Below are 19,690 nucleotides of genomic sequence, written 5' to 3'. Positions count from 1 at the left end.
GTTAATCCTTAAGGGTTTGTGCGCCAATGCTCAATTAAATAACGAGAGATAGAGTCGGTTCTAGGCAGCTTTAAATGCTCACCTTCTTCGTGCCAATTACCAAATTGCGCTAAGTCTTCACGGCTAAACCATTTTGCATCGTCTAGCTCTTCTTTATCTACGTTAATTTCCTCAGATGTCGCCTCTGCAAAAAAACCAAGCATAATTGACGATGGGAACGGCCATGGCTGAGATGCTACATAACGTACATTATCAACCTCTATACCTGCCTCTTCTTTAACTTCACGCGCAACAGCTTGTTCCAGTGTTTCCCCTGGGTCTACAAATCCAGCAAGCGACGAATACATACCAATGGGCCACGCAGCTTGGCGACCTAACAAACAGCGCTCTACTCCATCTGCAAAGACTTTAGTTACAACCATAATTACCGCAGGATCGGTGCGGGGGAACGTAGGATGCTTACAGTTTTCGTTTTCACACACTCTAGAGTGCCCGGCTTCCACTGAACGGTTTTTATTACCACAGCGCCCACAAAAACGATGCGTGGCATGCCAATAACATAAACCTCTCGCAAGGGCCGCTATTGAGGCATATTTAATGGTTACTTGAGGCCCATATTGGCGAATATCAAAAAACTGAGCGCCCTCTATTAAAGGTGTAAGTACGCTTTCATCCAGATCAGATACATCCAGTGCAAACACACCATGTTTAGCATTGTTTAAACCAACAAAAATAGCACTCGTTAAATCTAAATGTGCCACTTGTTGATATGTTAAATAGCTTACTTTAGGGGTATCTTTAATAAATAGGGTTTGATTATTTTTAACTAAAACCCATTTACTTTGCGCCGACATTTGCGCTTTAAGCCACGATGGGTCTTTACGAAAATTTGAGCCTCTATCTAGTGGCATGTTGCTGTAATGAAGCATGTAAGTCCTTGGTAACTCGTTATGCTTTAAAATTACCATAATCATTTAGCAAACCCAATTGATTACAGTAATAAAAAAAGCCTATATAAAGCTTAATTCACCTATTACGGCTTTGTATTAAAATCTCTCATGTTGCAGGCACTTAGCTTGCATTTTTTTAACTATTTTTTGCTATTAAAGTAGCAAAGTATTATCAATTAAATGAAATTGCTCAGCGCTTTGTTTTAATACCTCAGCGGTTAACCGGTCAGCACCGTAAACATCGCACGGTACATTATATTGATTTTTTAAATGCCCAAGTAACAAGGCAAAGTCACCATCGCCAGAGAGCAAAATAACCTTATCAAGATTTTTACCCTGCTCTAACATATCTATTGTTATGCCTACATCCCAATCGCCTTTGGCACTTCCATCACGGCGTTGAATAAATGGCTTTAGCTTTACGTCAAAACCAATCGCACGCAAAATATTTTGAAACTGGTTTTGCTTTTCATCCCCTCGATAAATAGCATACGCAAAAGCACATTCAATATTGTATTGCGTTTGCATTACCCGCCAAAACGCATTGTAGTCAAAGTTTTTTCCGTAACTCTCACGGCACGTGTAATAAATATTTTGCACATCAACAAAAATACCGACCCGTGGTTTAGTGCTCTGCTGCTCGTTTTGTAAAGTCATTTAGTGTCCTAGTGAGGATTAATAGCAATAAAAGTAACGTTATAAAATAAGTGTACCTTGCAATTTATATTTAAGTAACCTAAATTAGTTACATACCCTTATGTAACCAATATTGGTTACATATTAAAAAGTAACCATTTTGAGATTTTTATGATTGGTGTGATCAGCGGCGATATTATTAAATCGCAAACCATCCCTAAGCAGCAATACGATGCCATGCTTTACCAACTAGAGCAAAGTTTGCGAAATATTTCGGGTGAGCAAACCCTTTGGAATATATACCGAGGCGATTCCTTTCAGTTACAAGTTAATAATCCGGAGTATCTTTTTAAAAACGCCATACTAGTGTATTTACACCTTAAATCATCAGGTTATGAGCTACGCCAAAGCCTAGCGCTTGGGCAAATAGATAACCCGCGCAGCGATATAAAAACAGCCACCGGCTCTGCTTTTACCCTTTCGGGGCAAGCCCTTGATAAAATAGGCAATCAACGCTTTGTTTTTAGTATTAATGAGCAGCAGCTCGATGAAAGCTTAAATCTTAATTTAGCCTTTGCTGACGTATTGCTCACTAAAATTACACAAAAACAAGCAAATGCCTTGTATGTCTATTTAACATCATCAGACAACAGCCATGCGGCACTTGCTAAAGAGCTTAAAACAAGTCGCGAAAATGTAACAAAACTACTAAATTTAGCGCACTACCAACTTATAGAGCGCTTCATTAAGCACACACAACACGTTATAAAAAATATAATTAAAGGAGGTGAATAATGGCGTTTTCACTTTTACTGGTCGCCCTTATTATTGGCCACTTACTCGCTGACTTTTACTGGCAACCTATGAGTTGGGTGAACGACAGAAACACTCGTCACTTTAAAGCCAGTAAGCTTTATTTTCATGTACTCGTGCATGGTGTAACAAGTGCACTCATCGTTACCATGTGGGAATACACATTTGGCTGGCAGCAACTAAGCAGTGTTTTAATTGCAACGGCAAGCATTATGGTGAGCCATTATTTTATTGATATAGCTAAATCGTATTCTAATAAAGGCGTGGTGCCTTTTTTACTTGATCAAATAGCGCACATACTCGTTATTATTGCGCTCAGTATTTGGCTAACTGATAACAGTAGCTTTATGGCTGCAATTAATAATATGCTCACTGATCCCAAAATACTGTGGGTGGTATGTGGTTATTTAATTATTTTGAGTCCTAGCGCCGTATTTATAAGAATGATGTTAGAGCGTTTAACAAGTAACTTTTCAAGTACTGGTAGCTTAGTGCTTGCAGGGCAAAGCATTGGTATGTTGGAGCGCGTACTTATGCTGAGCTTTATATTGCTTGACCAATTTGCAGGGCTTGGTTTTTTACTTGCCGCAAAATCGGTATTTAGGTTTGGCGATTTAAGTGCCAGTAAAGATAAAAAACTTACCGAGTACGTTATGCTCGGTACACTACTTAGCGTAAGTGTGACTTTATTTGTAGGTTTAGGTGTTAACTATTTAATCAGCTAATAACACATTACAGGCAATAAAAAACGCGCTACTTCTATTTATTCAAAAGAAGGGAGCGCGTTTTTTTGTATCAGCACTTAACTAAATTCTAAATTAATTAAACGCCAATATAATCTTTAATAATGATTAATCGTTATTTGTGCGACGGCGGCGTTGGCCATTACCGCCAACAGATTCACGCTTTGCCCATGGGTTTTGCGCGCTGTCATCTGTTTTAGCTGCTGGCTTTTTAGAACCACCTCGGCGTGGGCCGGTACCATTACCACCATTGTTCGGCTTTTTACTGTTAGGCTTGCTGCTATCAGATTTAGGCTTATTAAAAGGCTGCTTTTTCTTAGGTTTTTTAGCCGGCAGTGGGCGAGCATCTAATGCGCGCTCTGCTACTGGGTTAATAGGCTCAAAACCGTCTTCTTCAGCACGCGGTATAAGCTCACCAATAAAGCGTTCAATACCGTATAAATCAACAGCATCTTCTGTTGTTACAAACGAAATTGCATGACCCGATGCACCAGCACGGCCTGTACGGCCAATACGGTGAACGTAATCTTCATATACGTTTGGTAAGTCGTAGTTAACAACATGCGGTAATTCAACAATGTCTAAACCACGTGCAACAATGTCTGTTGCTACTAGTACGCGTACTTCACCACTTTTAAAACCATCAAGCGCTTTTACACGTGCGCCTTGTGATTTATTACCATGGATAGCAGCGCCTACAATGTCATCGCGTTCTAGTTGTTTAACTAAGCGGTTAGCACCATGCTTTGTACGGCTAAAAACTAACACTTGTTGCCAATCGTTAGTGCGAATCAAGTGGCTTAGCAATGCTGTTTTACGTGTTTTATCTACCGCGTAAACGCACTGAGTAACACTTTTAGCTGTGGTATTTTTTGCAGCAACTGAAATTTCAACTGGGTCATTAATTAACCCTTTTGCTAATGCACGAATTTCATCTGAAAATGTAGCCGAAAACATCAAGTTTTGACGTTTAGCAGGCATTTTAGCAATTAAGCGTTTAATGTCGTGAATAAAGCCCATGTCTAGCATGCGGTCAGCTTCATCGAGTACAAGCACTTCAACGCTATCAAACTTAACGGCATTTTGATTATGTAAATCAATTAAACGACCCGGTGTTGCTACTAAAATATCAACACCTTTACGAAGACGCTGCATTTGTGGGTTAATTTTAACGCCACCGTAAACTACAAATGAACTCACATCCGAATGCTTAGCGTACTCTTCAACGTTTTCGCTTACTTGCAAAGCAAGCTCACGTGTAGGCGTTAAAATAAGTGCACGTACGTGGTTACTTTTAGCTTTAGGGCCAGAAGACAAACGTTCAATAAGTGGTAATGTAAAACCTGCTGTTTTACCAGTACCCGTTTGCGCTGCCGCCATAACATCACGGCGTTCAATAATTGCAGGAATTGCTTGAGCCTGAATCGGCGTTGGCGTTTCATAGCCCTTTTCTAAAACCGCATTAACCAAAGACTGTGATAAACCTAAACCTTCAAAACTCATATAAACTCTCTTTTAAATTAGGCTACATTAGCCAGTTGCGCGCATTATACCTGTAGTAGCTAAGAATGCATGCCATTATTTACGTTGCGAGCAATTGAGCATAGCTTAATAAAATTAAACCTGTGACCAAGTTGCTTAAAAATGCAAAAAACGGCCATAAGCCGTTTTATATTTATACTTAATTACTCTAAGTATAAGAGTTACTTAACACCTAACTCGCGCAGGCGTTCTTGCAAGTAGCTATCTGCCGTGTAGCGCTCTGAAAGCACAACATCTGGATGCGGGTGTAAAAATAACGGCAGTGATATACGCGATTTAGTAGATGCTTTGCCCGTTGGGTTAATTACACGGTGAATTGTCGATGGGAAATACCCGCCCGACGCTTCTTGTAGCATGTCGCCAATATTAATAATTAAGCTGCCAAAATCACATGGCACGTCTAACCAACCGCCATCTGTTTTTTGAACTTGTAAACCAGGCTCATTAGAAGCTGGCAATACAGTCAATAAATTAATATCGCCGTGAGCTGCTGCGCGAATAGCACCTGGCTCTTCATCACCTGTCATTGGCGGATAATGTAAAATACGTAACAATGTTTGCTCAGAACCGGCAATCATGTCTTTTAAATCAATCGAAAACTTAGCACGTACATCAGCTGGAGATTCAGCCTGCACCCAGCTTAGTAAAGTACCAGCAAATTCACTTGCTAAACGGTAGTATTCACGTACATCAGCTTCAAGCTCTGCAGGAACGCGACCTTTAGGGTACACATGGAAGTACTCTTTAATGTCTTTTATTGTAAAGCCTTTCGCTACTTCAGATACTGAAGGCGGAAAGTAACCGTCTTGAGTTTCTTTAGAGAATAAAAAGTCCTGCTTTTGCTCTGAGTTAAAAAAGTCTTGCCAATTTTTGTAAATAGACTCAACTAAAGACTGTGGGATTGGGTGGTTTTTTAAAACGCCAAATCCAGTATTTCTTAATGATTCAACAAATTGTGCAGCCGCATCGGGAGCTTTATAATCAACAGTAGGTAATTGCATTGTACGTTCCAGTGAATAGGTTGTGAGAAGTGAACTGCTTCAATAGTAGCAAATAGCTAAGATAAAGTAGCAGAGCCTTCATTATAGCGCTATGCGAGGATAGACAAATGACCTTAAAAACATAAGGACATATGTCCGTAAAGCATAGCCACCGCCACTTAGCTTGATCAAGATCAACTTATAAAAAAACGTTGAATTTGCAAGGTTTAGTAACAATCTCTGGTCTACTACTATAATGTATTTTATTTGTGTAAATAAGGCTCCCCATGCGACAAAAAGTATCTTTTAAAAGCGGCGATTTAGAACTTGCCGGCCAACTTGAACTTCCCTCTGGTGACGTTAAGTTTTACGCGCTATTTGCACACTGCTTCACATGCGGAAAAGACATAGCAGCAGCTACACGTATAAGCCGTGCACTTACGCAACAAGGCATAGCCGTACTGCGTTTTGACTTTACCGGTTTAGGCAATAGCGATGGCGACTTTGCTAACAGTAACTTTTCGTCAAACATTCAAGACTTAGTATCTGCAGCAAATCATTTACGTGAGCATTTTGCGGCGCCGCAACTACTTATTGGCCACAGTTTAGGCGGGGCTGCAGTACTTGCTGCTGCTGAGCATATTCCTGAAGTATCGGCTATTACAACTATTGGCGCACCGTCAGATGCGCAGCACGTAGCGCATAATTTTAAAGCACACCTTGATGAAATTAACGAAGCGGGTGAAGCTAAAGTTAACTTAGCCGGTCGCGAATTTACCATTAAAAAGCAATTTATTGACGATATAGCCAAGTACGATAAAAGCCACATCAGTAAACTTAAGCGCGCATTATTAGTAATGCACTCCCCTATTGATGCAACTGTAAATATTAGTGAAGCTGAAAAAATTTATGCATCAGCCAAGCACCCTAAAAGTTTTATTAGCCTAGATAACGCCGATCACTTACTTACTAATAAAAACGATGCCGACTACGCAGCACAAATAATTGCAACGTGGGCTAATCGCTACGTTAAATATGACAAAACAAAATACGCCGCAAGCCTAACGGGTGGCAATGTACTTGTTGAAGAAAAAGATCATGTATTTACTCAGCACGTAAGCACCAAAGATCATACTTGGCTTGCAGATGAGCCAATAAAGGTAGGCGGTAAAAACTTAGGCCCCGATCCGTATCATCACTTATTAGCGGGGCTTGGTGCCTGTACAGCAATGACACTGCGCATGTACGCTACACGTAAAAACTTAGCGCTAGAGCATGTCAAAGTAGAACTTGATCACACTCGAGATTACAACAAAGATTGCGACGATTGTGAGCAAACCGGTAACCTAGAAGCCATTACCCGCAAAATCACTTTAATCGGTGATTTAACACAAGAGCAGCGCCAGCGTTTACTCGAAATAGCCGACAAATGCCCTGTGCATAAAACACTACATAACAATCCTGTTATTATAAGTGAATTGGTAGAGTAACTACCATAAAAGTAATATAGCGCAGCTAACACTGCGCTATGCTTTTAAATATAAGATTGATTAAAATTTATTAAAAAATTGTATAGCTTCAATATTAACCAAAGCTGTAGGATCACACGTATACTCAAATTCTTCCATCTGCTCAGTACTGTGCTTATTCGGTGATGAGAGAATTGCGGACTCTGGGGCATAAGCTTTTAAGAGAACACCTCCTGATTCAATTGCGTTTAGACCACTACCAAACATCTCTGCAACACTTTGCAAAGGAGTCCAACAGAAACCAATCTTATTTTGATCATATAAAAATTGGCACTCACCACGATATAGTACCAATGCTTTCCCGGTGTATTTTGGAAGAGTCAACTTTAAGACACTGAGTAAGAGTTTATCATTTGAAAGCTTACGCCTTAATTGCCCTCCGTTCTCAGTCCAAATAAGATGAATTTTATCTTTTTGAATATGTAACTCGTCATATGATCTTAATATAAATTTAAAAGCTTCTGTCCAAATTGAACCTTTGAGATCACAAGTATAAATGCCAGCTACAAATTTACGACCTACTTGCTCATATAATTCCATTGTTACTCGTTCCTAAAGCTTATTACTATCTAAAAATCCCTCTACTTCTTTACTCATTCTATCCACCAGCCATATTGGTCCGCCATCGTACATATCGTTATGGCGAGATTTTTCTATTAGTGTTTGTGTAACAGGAAACTTATCCAGCTCTGAATCGTTTAACAACACATTCGCATCAGCTGGGTAATCACTACCGCGAAGTGTAAGTACGCGAATGTTTTTATTGCGCGGGATCAACATGCGGCGATGATCGAGCGTAATAATAGTGCTAACTTCGTTTGGATAAATAGAGCCATATAATGCGGAAATATCACCGCCATTAGAATGCCCAAATAAGGTGAGTTTTGTAAAGTCGTACGCTGGGTATTTACTCGATAGCTCATTAACTAAAAACTTAAGCGTTACTACGCCACGGTGCCAGTTTTCCATGCGAGTGGTTAAGTAAGGTTGCTCACGATTAAGGTAAGGGTCACTTTTTAATTCATGTGCAACGGCTATTGTTAAATATCCGTGCTGATTGAACACATTACTAACAAACGTATATTCATTATGGCTAATACCGTAGCCCGCATTAATAAATGCCACAGGGCATTTTGCTTGCACTGTACACTTAGCATTATTAGCTGGCAATGTAATATTGATAGGAATATCGCGATTACGGCTTTTATCAGTTATAACGTTCTCATTTGCATAGCTTGCTGTGCTCATAACTAATGTGCTTAGAGCTAGTGCGCTTAATATAAAAAGCTTTTTAAGTGTTTTTTGCATATTTAAATTTATATAAATTATTGTTTTTAATTAAAAATAACTTTTACTTTATAGCTTTGCATTCTCTATTGACAAACTATGCGATAATAGCCGCCATTGTTTAAATATATTTAGTAAAAGATCCAATAAATGAAATCATACAATAGCATTCAAGAACGTATAGAAATTTTAGAAGACAAACTAACGGCAATACATGACGAAATCGAAACACTAAAAACCCCTGCTAAAAACAACAATGAACGTATTATTTTTAAGTTTATTGAAACAGGCAGCACAGGTAAAACGAAGGATTTTGTTCGTGAGTTAGGTATTAAATCACCACGTGACGGTTTGTTTTCATCAGGTGACGTTACAAAACTAATTAAAGATGGCGCTGAAGATATTTCACCTGCGTTATTAGAAATCGCAAGACAGCTTGCCAGTGCACGTAATAAAAATGGCCCTAGCCGTTAATTACGCAGTTACGCAGTTACGCAGTTACGCAGTATCTAGAAGCCCAGCCAAGCTGTCGCTTCTAGATATGTAATCATATTAAACTAAATTAATCACAAAGCTCTATATTAAGGCTGGTAAGTAAATTAAGTGCTTCGAAGCGATCAAACTTAGCATTCGCTAAAATATTATTATTCAAATCTATATTAAACGCTGTCGCACCTACAAAATCACATTTTGTTAAGTTAGTTTGAAAAAACTCACTATCGCGAAAATCTGTTCCTGTAAATTCACTACCGCTTAAATCAGCATGTCTAAAATCAACATTTTTGGCAAAGCAGTGTGTTAGTTTGAGGGCTTTGAGGGTTAATTCAAAAAAAGAACTATTACTGAGCTCGCAATAATTAAAACTCACCGGTGCGTTAATACTAAGCGCTGGCCAATCTACGTCAGTCCATTGCAGACTATTTAATTTACAGTGGCTAAAACTTACATCTTCAAGCGAGCTGTAGTTCCATTTAAGTGACGATAAATTACAGTTTTTAAAGTTGCACTGTATAAATCGGCAATTTTTAAACTGCCCGCCTGAAAAGTCGCAATCGGTAAATGTGCACTCTTCAAACTCAGAATTTTCAGTTAGTTGCTCTTCGCGCTGTAAAGCATTAAATTGCTCGTCGAAGTAGTGATTATTATTTGAAATTGACACTATTAACCTAGTTTTTAATGGGCATAGACGCTATTTTTAGGTAAATCTTTTTTAAGCGCAAGCACTGCAATAAAAATCAAAGCAAATAGTGGAAATAGCGCTAAACAGCCACCCACAAAAGCTAAAACACCCGGCATAGTACTTTTACGCTTACCTATTTTGTAGCTAATTACAGCAAAAATAGGAATACTCAGCACAATAAAAAAAACTAAAAATTCACCAAGTAAGGTGGCATTGATCGACATAATAATTCCTTTTCATCTGTTCGTTTAAAACACACTCTGCTATAAATTTAACCATAAAAAAACCCTTAAGCATATAACTTAAGGGTTTTTAAATTCAGCTCAAAAGCTAAGTAATAATTACTCTTCGCTTGATACTTCTTTTTCTACAACACTAATTGCAAGCTCAGCTAACGAATCAAGGTTAGGCTTACTAGGTGCGTTAGTTAATAAACACGACGCTTGTGTTGTTTTAGGGAAAGCAATAACGTCACGAATGTTATCGGTACCACATAAAAGCATTGCTAAACGGTCAAGACCAAATGCTAAACCAGCATGTGGTGGTGTGCCGTATTTAAGTGCATCAAGTAAAAAGCCAAATTTGTCTTGTTGCTCTTGCTCGTTAATACCTAAAATTCTAAATGCAGTTTCTTGCATATCTGCATTATGAATACGTACCGAACCGCCACCCACTTCGTAGCCGTTTAATACCATGTCGTAGGCATCTGAAATAGCCGCAGCAGGGTTTGCTTCAAGCTCACTTGCAGTAATATCTTTTGGTGCAGTGAATGGATGATGCACAGCATGTAATGTGCCTTCGTCATCTTCTTCAAACATTGGGAAGTCTACAACCCAAAGTGGTGCCCAACTATTAAGGTTAGTGATTTCTAAGTCAACACCAATCTTAACGCGCAGTGCGCCCATTGCTTCATTTACTGTATTGCGCTTATCGGCACCGAATAAAATAATATCGCCAGACTGTGCATTAGTACGCTCAAGTAATTTTGTGATTACGTCTTCGCTTAAAAACTTAGCCACTGGTGATTGAACACCTTCAGCGCCTGCAGTGTGGTCATTTACTTTCATCCACGCCATGCCTTTAGCGCCGTAAATACCAATAAACTTAGTGTAATCGTCAAGCTGTTTACGAGAAAGCTTAGCGCCACCCGGTACAGTTAATACAGCAACACGACCTTTTTCGTCGTTAGCTGGACCTGAGAAAACATTAAACTCTACGTCTTTAACTAAATCTGCAACATCAACTAACTTCATTGGGTTACGTAAATCAGGCTTATCAGAACCGTAAAGGCTCATTGCCTCGCTGTAAGGCATGATTGGAAAATCGCCTAAATCAACGTTTAACAATGTTTGCCACATCTCGCGGATCATTTTTTCAGTCATACCACGTACTTGATCAGAGCTCATGAACGAGGTTTCTATATCTATTTGGGTAAATTCTGGTTGACGATCGGCACGTAAATCTTCATCACGGAAACATTTAACAATTTGGTAGTAACGGTCGAAACCCGACATCATCAACAATTGCTTAAATAACTGTGGAGACTGTGGTAAAGCGTAAAAACTACCTTTATGAACGCGGCTTGGCACTAAGTAATCGCGTGCGCCTTCTGGCGTTGCTTTAGTAAGTACAGGTGTTTCGATGTCTAAAAAGCCGTTTTCATCTAAAAAGCGACGAACAAAGCTGCTTGCTTTAGCACGTAATTTAATACGGTCACTCATTTCTAGACGACGTAGGTCTAAGTAACGGTATTTTAAACGACGCTCTTCTGAGTTTACTTGGTTAAAATCAAGTGGAAGCGGTTCAGAGCGGTTAATAATTGTAAGCTCAGTACCTAAAACTTCAATTTCACCTGTTGCCATATCTTTATTTACTTGGCTATCAGGGCGTGCACGTACAGTACCTTTTAGCTGAACACAAAATTCTTGGCGAAGTGTGTTAGCTGAACTCATTAACTCTTCAATGTCAGAGTCGAATACAACTTGTACTAAACCTTCTCTATCGCGTAAATCGACAAAGATAAGTCCACCAAGGTCACGTCGTTTGTTGATCCAGCCACATAGTTCAACTTCTTGATCTACGTGAGTTTTATTTAGCTGTCCGCAATATATAGAGCGCATAGTTTTCCTGTCAGATAAAAGGCTTAAACGGTTATATTTATTTGTTTTAAGGCGTGTGATTTAAAAAACAGGTCACCACAATACAAATAAAGCCGCTAGCAATCTAAAAATAATCAAATTAAGCCCTGCATTATACTCAACTAACATTAAGATGCTAGGGCGTGTGCCGCTTTTGCCCCTGAATTTACAGCAGCTCGTTTTGTTATTTGCTACACTATCGCCACTTTATAATAAGGCGCTAGTTTGTATGTTATATATTGGATGCCCGCAGTGGTCGAGTAATGCATGGAAAGGCAATTTATTTTCAAGCCAATGTAAAAACGCCGATATGCTTAGCCAATACGCCCAACACTTTAACTCTGTTGAAGGTAATACCAGCTTTTACGCTGACCCATCGCCAAGTACCGTATTGCGCTGGGCAAACAGCGTACCCGATGATTTTAAATTTACGTTTAAGTTTAATCGTCGCTTTAGCCACGAGCTGCACCTAACTAATGTTCAAACCGAGCTTACTGATTGGCTAAACTTGTTTACCCCTATTTTAGAAAAAACTGGGCAAATCATGCTGCAATTACCTAAAGCATTTGGCCCTGGTGACTTACCCAAACTCGCCCAATTTATTAGCCTATTACCAAAAGAGGTTAATTACGGTGTAGAGGTACGTCATACTGCGTTTTTTCAAAAGGGTGAAGCCGAAATAGCACTTAATCAGTTATTAATGGCAAACAACATAAATCGCATATCGATGGATACTCGCGCCCTATTTGCCGTAAAACCAACAACCGAAGCGCTAATAGATGCACAGCAAAAAAAGCCCCACTTACCGGTACATGCAATAGCTACTGGCTCAGAGCCTATGGCGCGCTTTGTAATAGCCGATTTACAAAATGACTTTAAACCCTTTTATAAACCGTGGCTAAGTAAAGTAAAACAATGGCTTGATGAAGGAAAAACGCCTTATGTGTTTTTTCATACAGCAGATAACCGAGAAGCGCCGTTATTAGCTCGCCAGTTTTGTAAGGACCTAGGTTATGATCACAGAGCATTAAACCCATTTACTGGCGAAAAAGAAGCCCACCAGCGAGCACTTTTTTAAAAGTAAAACGACAGAGAAATAATAATGAGTGAATACGCACGTTACTTTACCGGCTACCCAGCTAACATTGTTGAGCAAGTATTAAGCCTTATAAATAACAAAAAGGTATGTGACTACTTACTTAAAAAGTACCCGCAAGCACATACCATTACTAGCGATAAATTACTTTATAGCTATGCAACCGAGCTTAAAAAACAGTATTTAAAAAATGCGCCACCATTTGGTCGTGCAGCATTTAAAAAGCAAGGTGACATGGTTACTAATGCACTTGGTACACATACGTATCGAATGCAAGGTAAAACCCGTAAGCACGATTTAGCGATAAACAGCGACTTACTGCGTGCTCCCGAGCCATTATTAAAAGCGTTAGTGGTACATGAGCTTGCCCACTTTAAAGAAAAAGATCACAACAAAGGCTTTTATCAACTTTGCTGCCATATGGAGCCGAGTTATCACCAGCTAGAGTTAGATTTAAGAATTTTTTGTGTGGTCGTCGCAATGGGTGAAAATCCTTATTTAAAATAAGGATTTTAGCGCTGTTTAAGCCAGGAAAATAACGCCCATGCTTAAGTTAATATTTCCTTCCATAACCAAGCGTTCATACCCAGTCTTTTATCCCCGTAAGCAACTCACAACTTAACGCCTGTCCTTAAATAAGAACAAAAAAGTTTAAAACTACATAATTGCCCTACATTTGAGAACTACACTCTTAATAGCTAATTCTTTCTATGTACTCTTAATCTTTGGAGTTTTAAATGATGAAAAATACCTATGCCTTTTTACTCAGTGCACTGTGCTGTGTAACCTTAAGTGCCTGCAATGAGCAAAACAGCCAATCACTTCAACAATCAAACCTCAATGATTTTACTCTAACAAGCTCAAAGGTAAGCGGTGGCGGTAACTTGCCTATTACTTATACGTGCGATGGGCAAAGCATTAGCCCTCCACTTAACTGGAGCGGTGCACCTGACACAACCAAATATTATGCATTAATTATGGATCATAAAGCGCCAGAGGGAATGCATTGGTATTGGACCATGTATAATATTACCGCCGATAAAACACAAATTAAAGCGGGCGAAACTCTCGGTGAAGTAGGCTCTAATAGCGTAAACGATTTAAACCAATACGCACCGCCTTGCTCTAAAGGTCCGGGTGAAAAAAGCTATACTTATACTGTGTACGCGTTATCTGCACCGGTTACCTTTAATAGCGATACAAAAGTAGATCGCTCAGCATTACTCGCTGCTGTAAAAGATATTACGCTCGATACTGCAAGTATGACGGTTAAATACTCGCGAAGCGCCAATAGCGCCGAGCACAAACCTAATGCAAGACCAAAACCAAATGAGCAACCAAAGCCTGATAAATCATATTTAACCGCTAACGTAAAATCACCTCGTTGCGATGCTATTACACAATCAGTGAGTAATGCAGGGTTTGATAAAAGCGTATCTGTTACGTGCGATGAACACTATGCTTATATTGCCTCATCTACTTATCCTGATCATGAAGTAATGACTGGTATTACAGGTACTAACGAGCAAATACCCGTTCCAGCTAAAGACTACGCCGCACCTATAAAACTAAATCCTAAAAAAGCAAAAGCAATTACTACAATTGATGCAGCCGTAGGTGTTGCCGTTAATGGTGTACCAATATACGACTATTCTTCGCAAGGCGAACTAGACGTAAATAGCTACGATGAGAAACACGACACGTTAGCACTCGGACAGTTAGATATATGCGGCGGACACGCAGGACGAGGTGATGACTACCATTACCACGTATCGCCAACGTGTATGATTGACACAATGAAAAACCAATCAAGCGATGCCATTATTGGTTGGGCTTACGATGGTTACCCGCTCTATGGTAGTAAAAACCCAGACGGCAGTGCAATTGCCAAAGGTGACCTTGATGTATGTAATGGGCAAGCCGACGACACATTTGGCTATCGCTACCAAACATCAGCTATGCCGCCGTATATCATTCAGTGCTTAGTAGGTGAAGTAGATACCGCAAAATTACCAAGAGTGTCACCATTGAGTGGCGATACTCAAGGTATAAGAGCCGACTTACGCCCGCCACAAGGAGGCGTTAAAAACCTAACGCACACAATCTCTGAAAACGGCAGCCGTACAATGAGCTACTCATACCAAGGCGAAAACTACTTTACTACCTACAGCCCTGCATCACAGGGAAAAGACTGCTATAGCTTTAAACAAAAAACCATCAGTAATGGTGGCAAGGTTCAAACAGGTACATTTTGTAGAGGTCCGCAACCAAATCACCTTACTCCTACAGTCACTAAGCAAAATACAAATCCTGCCATTACAGGCAACCATAACTTAAAACTAGAAGCATGGGCTGATAACTGGTTTACAGCCTACATAGGCGAGCAGTTACTTGTTGAAGATTCTGTACCAATAACCACAGAGCGCTCATTTAATGCCGAAAGTATTACGTTTTCTGCAAACTACCCTATTGAGCTTAATTTAATAATTAAAGACTTTAAGCAAAACGACACTGGGCTTGAATACATCGGTGCTAAAAATCAGCAAATGGGTGATGGTGGTTTTATTATGCAACTTACCGACACCGATACAAATAAAGTAATTGCGGTAAGCAATAAAAGCTTTAAATGCGAAATACTTCACAAAGCGCCGCTTAACAAATTATGCGAAAGCGAAACAGACCCTGTAGCGGGCGAAGGCGCTTGTACGTTTATGTCAAAAGAAGCACCAACTGACTGGCTGCAAAGTAACTTTGACGATACGAATTGGGCTAATGCAGTAGAGCACAACTTTGCCGATGTAGGACCAAAAGACGGTTACGACGATATTAACTGGGATAAAAACGCAAAGTTCATATGGGGCGAAGACTTAGAAACCGACAACACCCTTATTTGTAAAGCAACTATTGAGCAACCTCAATAAACAAAAAGGTCAACCGCCTCAATAAAAGGTAGTAATTATGTATTTTTTAAAAAAATTAAAATGGCTAATGCTAGCGTGTATTTTAACAAGTATGAGCGCTCAAGTGAGCGCCCATGTATTAAAAAACACAACAGCCCAAGTGATTTTAAGAGATGGGCAAGTTGAAGTAAAAGTATTAACTAATGCTGAGCATTTAATTTCAGCGCTGCAAAGCGAGCAAGCATGGCTTATGGGCGATATTGATAAGCTTATGCCTACAAACTTAAGTGCAGAGCAACAAGAAGAGTTTGTAAAAAATGCACTTAAACAAAAAACGAGCTTACGTGTAAATCAGCAAGTTATCGTGTTTGAACGCGTCGCTTTTACCACCAGCAACAACGAAGCGCACGACCTAGAAATTGTTTTTCAAGCGAAGCACACATTTACAACAGTAGATGAGCTTGCCATATCGTTCCCTAAAAGTTTAGGTGCAGTACACGCAAGCTTTGTAAAACCACAATATAAGTTACTGGGTGCTGGCGATACCGCAAAAATAAAGTTCTAGCCCAAGAATCAACATACCTAAAAGCTTACTTAAAAAGGATTTTAGTAAGCAACTCCCTAAATACGCTAATTGTAGGCACATAATCAATATGCAATACTGCTTGGTACGTTAACGTCATGATCTTTACTATTTGCCAATCAGTGAAATTAATACATAAATTCTTTTTAGCTTTTTTTATCACTAATATCGCCCTTGTTGGGCTTATGTTTGTGTTTATATACATGACCTTTTCGTCAGGTTTTAACGACTTTGTTGAACAAGAAGAAACAAAACATGTAGCAATGGTTAAGCATCAACTTATTGAGTTTTATAGCGGATTAGGCAGTTGGCAACCCATTACACAAAGCACGCAATTATGGCGCTCTATTGTAGAGCCGCAAAAAAAGCCAGGCGAGCCCAAAGCGAATAAACACACAAGCACCCCACCCAAACCAAATAACAGCAATGCAACGCCTTCTTTATTGTGGGTACACTTACCTGCAGGTTCCCTTAAAACAGGGCAACGTATAAGTTTATATGATCAAAATAAAAAGGTTGTTATTGGTAGGGCTAATTTAAACGACAACCCACATATAGAACCTATTTTTTTAAACAATAACGCTATAGGCTGGATAGGTTTAGTACCTTCAAAACTTGTGCAAAGTAGCCCAGCAAAAGCATTTTTAGCAGCGCAATTTCATAACTATTTTATGATCACGTTACTCGTTATTGTGCTCGCATTTATTATGGCTATTGTGTTATCTCGCCATTTAATAAAACCAATAAAGCAAATAGTAACTGGCACCGATGAGTTAACAAACGGAAATTTTGCCAGCAGAATCATCCCCTCTAGTAAAGATGAGCTAGGTACCCTATCCAACAACTTTAACGCCTTAGCCCACACGCTTGAGCAAAACCAACAAATGCGATTCCAATGGGTGTCAGACACATCCCACGAATTAAGAACCCCACTTACTGTACTACGCTCGCATTTACTAGCCGTGCAAGATGGCGTATTTACAGCCGACACAAAGCGTATTAATTTACTCATAAATCAAGTAGATAACTTAAGTCACATTGTTGACGACCTAGCCCAACTAGCAAAAACAGATAGCGTTAATTTAACCTATGACAATGCGCGCATTGATTTAATCACTATTTTTGAGCAATCAATTGAAAACTACACCGCTCGCTTTAAAGAGCGTGAATTAAATGTAGACAGCAAAAGCTTAACAAAAGCCGGCAAATGTATAATAAATGGCGATAAAGAACGCCTTGTACAATTATTTTCAAACCTGTTAGAAAATACCTGCAGATACACGCATAAAGGTGGGCAAGTAATAATACTTGCCAACAAAACACACAATAATATTGAGCTTATTTTACAAGACTCAGCCCCAAGTGTTTTACCAAACGACTTACAAAAATTGTTTGAGCGTTTTTATCGCGTTGAAAAGTCTCGAAGCCGAGAGCACGGCGGCTCGGGCTTAGGGCTTGCACTTTGCAAACAAATAGTAGAAGCACATGGTGGTCAAATATCGTTGCACAACTCACCACTTGGTGGACTAGAAGTTAAAATAACGCTGGCACTTTTAGGTTAAAATGATGGCATCACAAAAAATACTTATCGTTGAAGACGAAGAAAACATTGCAGAGGTACTTATTGCCTACGCTAAGCAACAAGATTACGAAACTGAGCACTTAAATAGCGGCAAAGGTGTAGTTAGTTTTGTAAAACAAAACGCAGTAGATTTAATACTTCTTGATTTAATGTTGCCAGATGTTGATGGCATAGAGCTATGTAAGCAAATTAGAGCCTTTTCAAGTGTGCCTATTATTATGCTTACCGCAAAAAGTGAAGAAATAGACCGCTTACTGGGTTTAGAGCTCGGCGCCGATGACTACATATGCAAACCTTTCAGCCCTAAAGAAGTTATAGCGCGCATAAAGGCCGTACTAAGAAGGACCAGCCAGCCTAAAACCAACATCATCAATCATAATAATTTTCAATTACACAAAGACGATTACGAAGCGCGCCTAAACGGCAAAAGTATTGGCTTTACCGCCGTCGAGTTTAAAATATTTTTACTATTTATAAGCCACGTAGGTCGTGTTTTTACCCGCGAAGATATTATTAATAACGTATACAGCGACACAACCGACATATCCGATCGCAACATTGATACACACATTAAAAATATACGAAAAAAGATTAACGACATTCAAGCAGGACTAAACCCAATAGCAGCGGTTTATAGTGTGGGCTATAAATTTAAAGAGTAGGTTTAGCCGCTTAAAATAACAGCATTAAAAACGAGGGAAGTATGGTTCCCAACGCATTAATTTTTCGATAAACAATGATTTGCTCCCGCGCACTTGAGCTATACCTAAAAACGTTAGTAGTACATGAGCTCGCTAACTTTAAAGGAAAAAGTCATAATTGGCGGCTATGAGAGAGGATCTATGCATTTAAATATAAGATAAGTTTTAGTATATTTAGCAATGCATTATCATCAATTAGATAGTTTTTGATATATTAAAAATAGAGATAATATGCTTATGCCTGAGTAGAATAATTCACTGCAAATAAGTAAAAGGAATTAATATGGATTTTGATCAAATATTACAAAAACCAAATATCGCACCTTTTGACAGTAATACACAAAGGATAAGAAGAAATTTAATTGTTACGTCAATTATTGCAATTGTAATGACGCTTGGATCTGCCAGCTTCAATGGTAGCCAGAATAGTTTTGCAGGATTTAAATTCGAAAATTTAAATATTTGTCATGTGTATGTATTATTGCTCATATCTATAGCTTATTTTCTAATTCACTTCATATGGTCTGCTTTAGATGATTTGAAAGAGAACAGATTAAAGCTAACCGGTATTAAAATACCCAAGGCAAGAGTCGCAAGTTACGCCTCATCGAATGTATTTGAGCCTAATTCTGATGAAGAACGGCAATCAACCTTATTTTCTTGGTGGAAAGCGCATCGTAATCAAATAGATCACTTTGAAAGCATAATAGACTCAATAGAGGAATATATAAAAAGTGATGCATTAGATGCTGCAATCAATACATCTAGGGATAAAATTAAAGATATACATACAAAGACCATATTTATTGAACATGCTCTACTCAAATTTGAAAAAGGTTTTTGGGGGCATGTGCGAAGCCAAATTTTAAGATGGTTCTTATTCGATTTTGGCGTTCCATGCATTTTAGCTTTAGTTTCTTGTTGTTTAATTTTAATAAAAATTTATGGTGGTTTTTATTAATAAACAAATATTTATAGATGCCTCCCAACATAAATTTAAAAAAACGCGATTTTATATCGCGTTTTTTTA

General features: G+C 38.9%; 20 protein-coding genes. 11 read left to right on the top strand and 9 right to left on the bottom strand.

All coding sequences use genetic code 11. The features are described from left to right. Positions 1 to 8 precede the first annotated feature (8 nt). Both nudC and WNY98_RS18515 read right to left on the bottom strand, forming a co-directional pair. Entirely contained in the window at positions 9 to 929 is a 921-nt protein-coding gene (gene nudC / locus WNY98_RS18520; protein ID WP_342878621.1) for an NAD(+) diphosphatase, read from the bottom strand. 174 nt (positions 930 to 1,103) lie between these two features. Beyond that, the gene (locus tag WNY98_RS18515) at positions 1,104 to 1,607 is read right to left on the bottom strand and encodes an NYN domain-containing protein (protein WP_182716714.1); all 504 of its coding nucleotides are present in this window, start codon (positions 1,605 to 1,607) and stop codon (positions 1,104 to 1,106) included. A 150-nt stretch (positions 1,608 to 1,757) separates the two neighbouring features. Between WNY98_RS18515 and WNY98_RS18510 the strand changes: the two genes are divergently transcribed. Continuing rightward, positions 1,758 to 2,381: a hypothetical protein gene (locus tag WNY98_RS18510; RefSeq protein ID WP_182716715.1), complete on the top strand. Its 624-nt coding sequence runs from the start codon at positions 1,758 to 1,760 to the stop codon at positions 2,379 to 2,381. After that, positions 2,381 to 3,124: a DUF3307 domain-containing protein gene (locus WNY98_RS18505; protein ID WP_342878616.1), complete on the top strand. Its 744-nt coding sequence runs from the start codon at positions 2,381 to 2,383 to the stop codon at positions 3,122 to 3,124. Before WNY98_RS18510 ends, WNY98_RS18505 begins: the two co-directional genes overlap by 1 nt. A gap of 126 nt (positions 3,125 to 3,250) precedes the next feature. Here the strand turns inward: WNY98_RS18505 and WNY98_RS18500 are convergent, their stop codons facing one another. Both WNY98_RS18500 and WNY98_RS18495 read right to left on the bottom strand, forming a co-directional pair. Continuing rightward, positions 3,251 to 4,645: a DEAD/DEAH box helicase gene (locus WNY98_RS18500; RefSeq protein WP_008172585.1), complete on the bottom strand. Its 1,395-nt coding sequence runs from the start codon at positions 4,643 to 4,645 to the stop codon at positions 3,251 to 3,253. A 200-nt stretch (positions 4,646 to 4,845) separates the two neighbouring features. Beyond that, on the bottom strand, positions 4,846 to 5,685 hold the full coding sequence (locus tag WNY98_RS18495) for a 2OG-Fe(II) oxygenase family protein (protein ID WP_024599825.1): 840 nt from the start codon (positions 5,683 to 5,685) through the stop codon (positions 4,846 to 4,848). 266 nt (positions 5,686 to 5,951) lie between these two features. Between WNY98_RS18495 and WNY98_RS18490 the strand changes: the two genes are divergently transcribed. Further along, positions 5,952 to 7,154 (top strand): bifunctional alpha/beta hydrolase/OsmC family protein, encoded by a 1,203-nt coding sequence (locus tag WNY98_RS18490; RefSeq protein WP_342878615.1) that lies wholly within the window; start codon positions 5,952 to 5,954, stop codon positions 7,152 to 7,154. Positions 7,155 to 7,214: 60 nt separating this feature from the next. Here WNY98_RS18490 and WNY98_RS18485 read toward each other — a convergent pair whose 3' ends face one another. Together WNY98_RS18485 and WNY98_RS18480 are read right to left on the bottom strand one after the other, a co-directional pair. Next, the gene (locus WNY98_RS18485; RefSeq protein ID WP_182696252.1) at positions 7,215 to 7,733 is read right to left on the bottom strand and encodes a hypothetical protein; all 519 of its coding nucleotides are present in this window, start codon (positions 7,731 to 7,733) and stop codon (positions 7,215 to 7,217) included. 12 nt (positions 7,734 to 7,745) lie between these two features. Beyond that, positions 7,746 to 8,501: an alpha/beta hydrolase gene (locus WNY98_RS18480; RefSeq protein ID WP_342878614.1), complete on the bottom strand. Its 756-nt coding sequence runs from the start codon at positions 8,499 to 8,501 to the stop codon at positions 7,746 to 7,748. 129 nt (positions 8,502 to 8,630) lie between these two features. On the opposite strand from WNY98_RS18480, the gene WNY98_RS18475 reads away from it, so the two are divergent. Next, a complete protein-coding gene (locus WNY98_RS18475) occupies positions 8,631 to 8,954 on the top strand; it encodes a hypothetical protein (RefSeq protein ID WP_002959968.1) in 324 nt (107 codons plus the stop codon). 88 nt (positions 8,955 to 9,042) lie between these two features. Here WNY98_RS18475 and WNY98_RS18470 read toward each other — a convergent pair whose 3' ends face one another. The 3 genes from WNY98_RS18470 to aspS all read right to left on the bottom strand — a co-directional run bounded on the left by WNY98_RS18470 (position 9,043) and on the right by aspS (position 11,780). Next, complete coding sequence (locus WNY98_RS18470) at positions 9,043 to 9,639, bottom strand: pentapeptide repeat-containing protein (protein ID WP_165724191.1); 597 nt, start codon at positions 9,637 to 9,639, stop codon at positions 9,043 to 9,045. A gap of 14 nt (positions 9,640 to 9,653) precedes the next feature. Continuing rightward, complete coding sequence (locus WNY98_RS18465) at positions 9,654 to 9,884, bottom strand: hypothetical protein (protein WP_033028287.1); 231 nt, start codon at positions 9,882 to 9,884, stop codon at positions 9,654 to 9,656. Between the two features lie 117 nt (positions 9,885 to 10,001). Continuing rightward, positions 10,002 to 11,780, bottom strand: coding sequence for an aspartate--tRNA ligase (aspS, locus tag WNY98_RS18460; protein WP_182780362.1), 1,779 nt, complete (start codon positions 11,778 to 11,780; stop codon positions 10,002 to 10,004). A gap of 247 nt (positions 11,781 to 12,027) precedes the next feature. Between aspS and WNY98_RS18455 the strand changes: the two genes are divergently transcribed. The 7 genes from WNY98_RS18455 to WNY98_RS18425 all read left to right on the top strand — a co-directional run bounded on the left by WNY98_RS18455 (position 12,028) and on the right by WNY98_RS18425 (position 19,621). Beyond that, the gene (locus WNY98_RS18455; RefSeq protein WP_342878613.1) at positions 12,028 to 12,876 is read left to right on the top strand and encodes a DUF72 domain-containing protein; all 849 of its coding nucleotides are present in this window, start codon (positions 12,028 to 12,030) and stop codon (positions 12,874 to 12,876) included. 24 nt (positions 12,877 to 12,900) lie between these two features. Further along, positions 12,901 to 13,401, top strand: a complete 501-nt coding sequence (locus tag WNY98_RS18450; RefSeq protein WP_007586965.1) for a YgjP-like metallopeptidase domain-containing protein — start codon at positions 12,901 to 12,903, stop codon at positions 13,399 to 13,401. A 230-nt stretch (positions 13,402 to 13,631) separates the two neighbouring features. Beyond that, complete coding sequence (locus WNY98_RS18445) at positions 13,632 to 15,815, top strand: YHYH protein (protein WP_342878612.1); 2,184 nt, start codon at positions 13,632 to 13,634, stop codon at positions 15,813 to 15,815. A gap of 37 nt (positions 15,816 to 15,852) precedes the next feature. Beyond that, positions 15,853 to 16,359 carry a hypothetical protein gene (locus WNY98_RS18440; RefSeq protein WP_197188997.1) on the top strand — a complete coding sequence of 169 codons (507 nt, stop codon included), beginning with the start codon at positions 15,853 to 15,855 and terminating at the stop codon, positions 16,357 to 16,359. Between the two features lie 221 nt (positions 16,360 to 16,580). Continuing rightward, a complete protein-coding gene (locus WNY98_RS18435; protein ID WP_342878611.1) occupies positions 16,581 to 17,939 on the top strand; it encodes an ATP-binding protein in 1,359 nt (452 codons plus the stop codon). Positions 17,940 to 17,943: 4 nt separating this feature from the next. Beyond that, complete coding sequence (locus tag WNY98_RS18430) at positions 17,944 to 18,621, top strand: response regulator (protein WP_197118473.1); 678 nt, start codon at positions 17,944 to 17,946, stop codon at positions 18,619 to 18,621. A 322-nt stretch (positions 18,622 to 18,943) separates the two neighbouring features. Further along, positions 18,944 to 19,621: a hypothetical protein gene (locus WNY98_RS18425; RefSeq protein WP_342878610.1), complete on the top strand. Its 678-nt coding sequence runs from the start codon at positions 18,944 to 18,946 to the stop codon at positions 19,619 to 19,621. Positions 19,622 to 19,690: the final 69 nt, after the last annotated feature.

Origin of the sequence: Pseudoalteromonas sp. AS71, from assembly GCF_038900275.1 — a bacterium.
Lineage (GTDB): Bacteria > Pseudomonadota > Gammaproteobacteria > Enterobacterales > Alteromonadaceae > Pseudoalteromonas.
The sequence above is the reverse complement of the archived record's forward strand: the minus strand, read 5'-3'. Positions and strand labels throughout refer to the sequence as shown.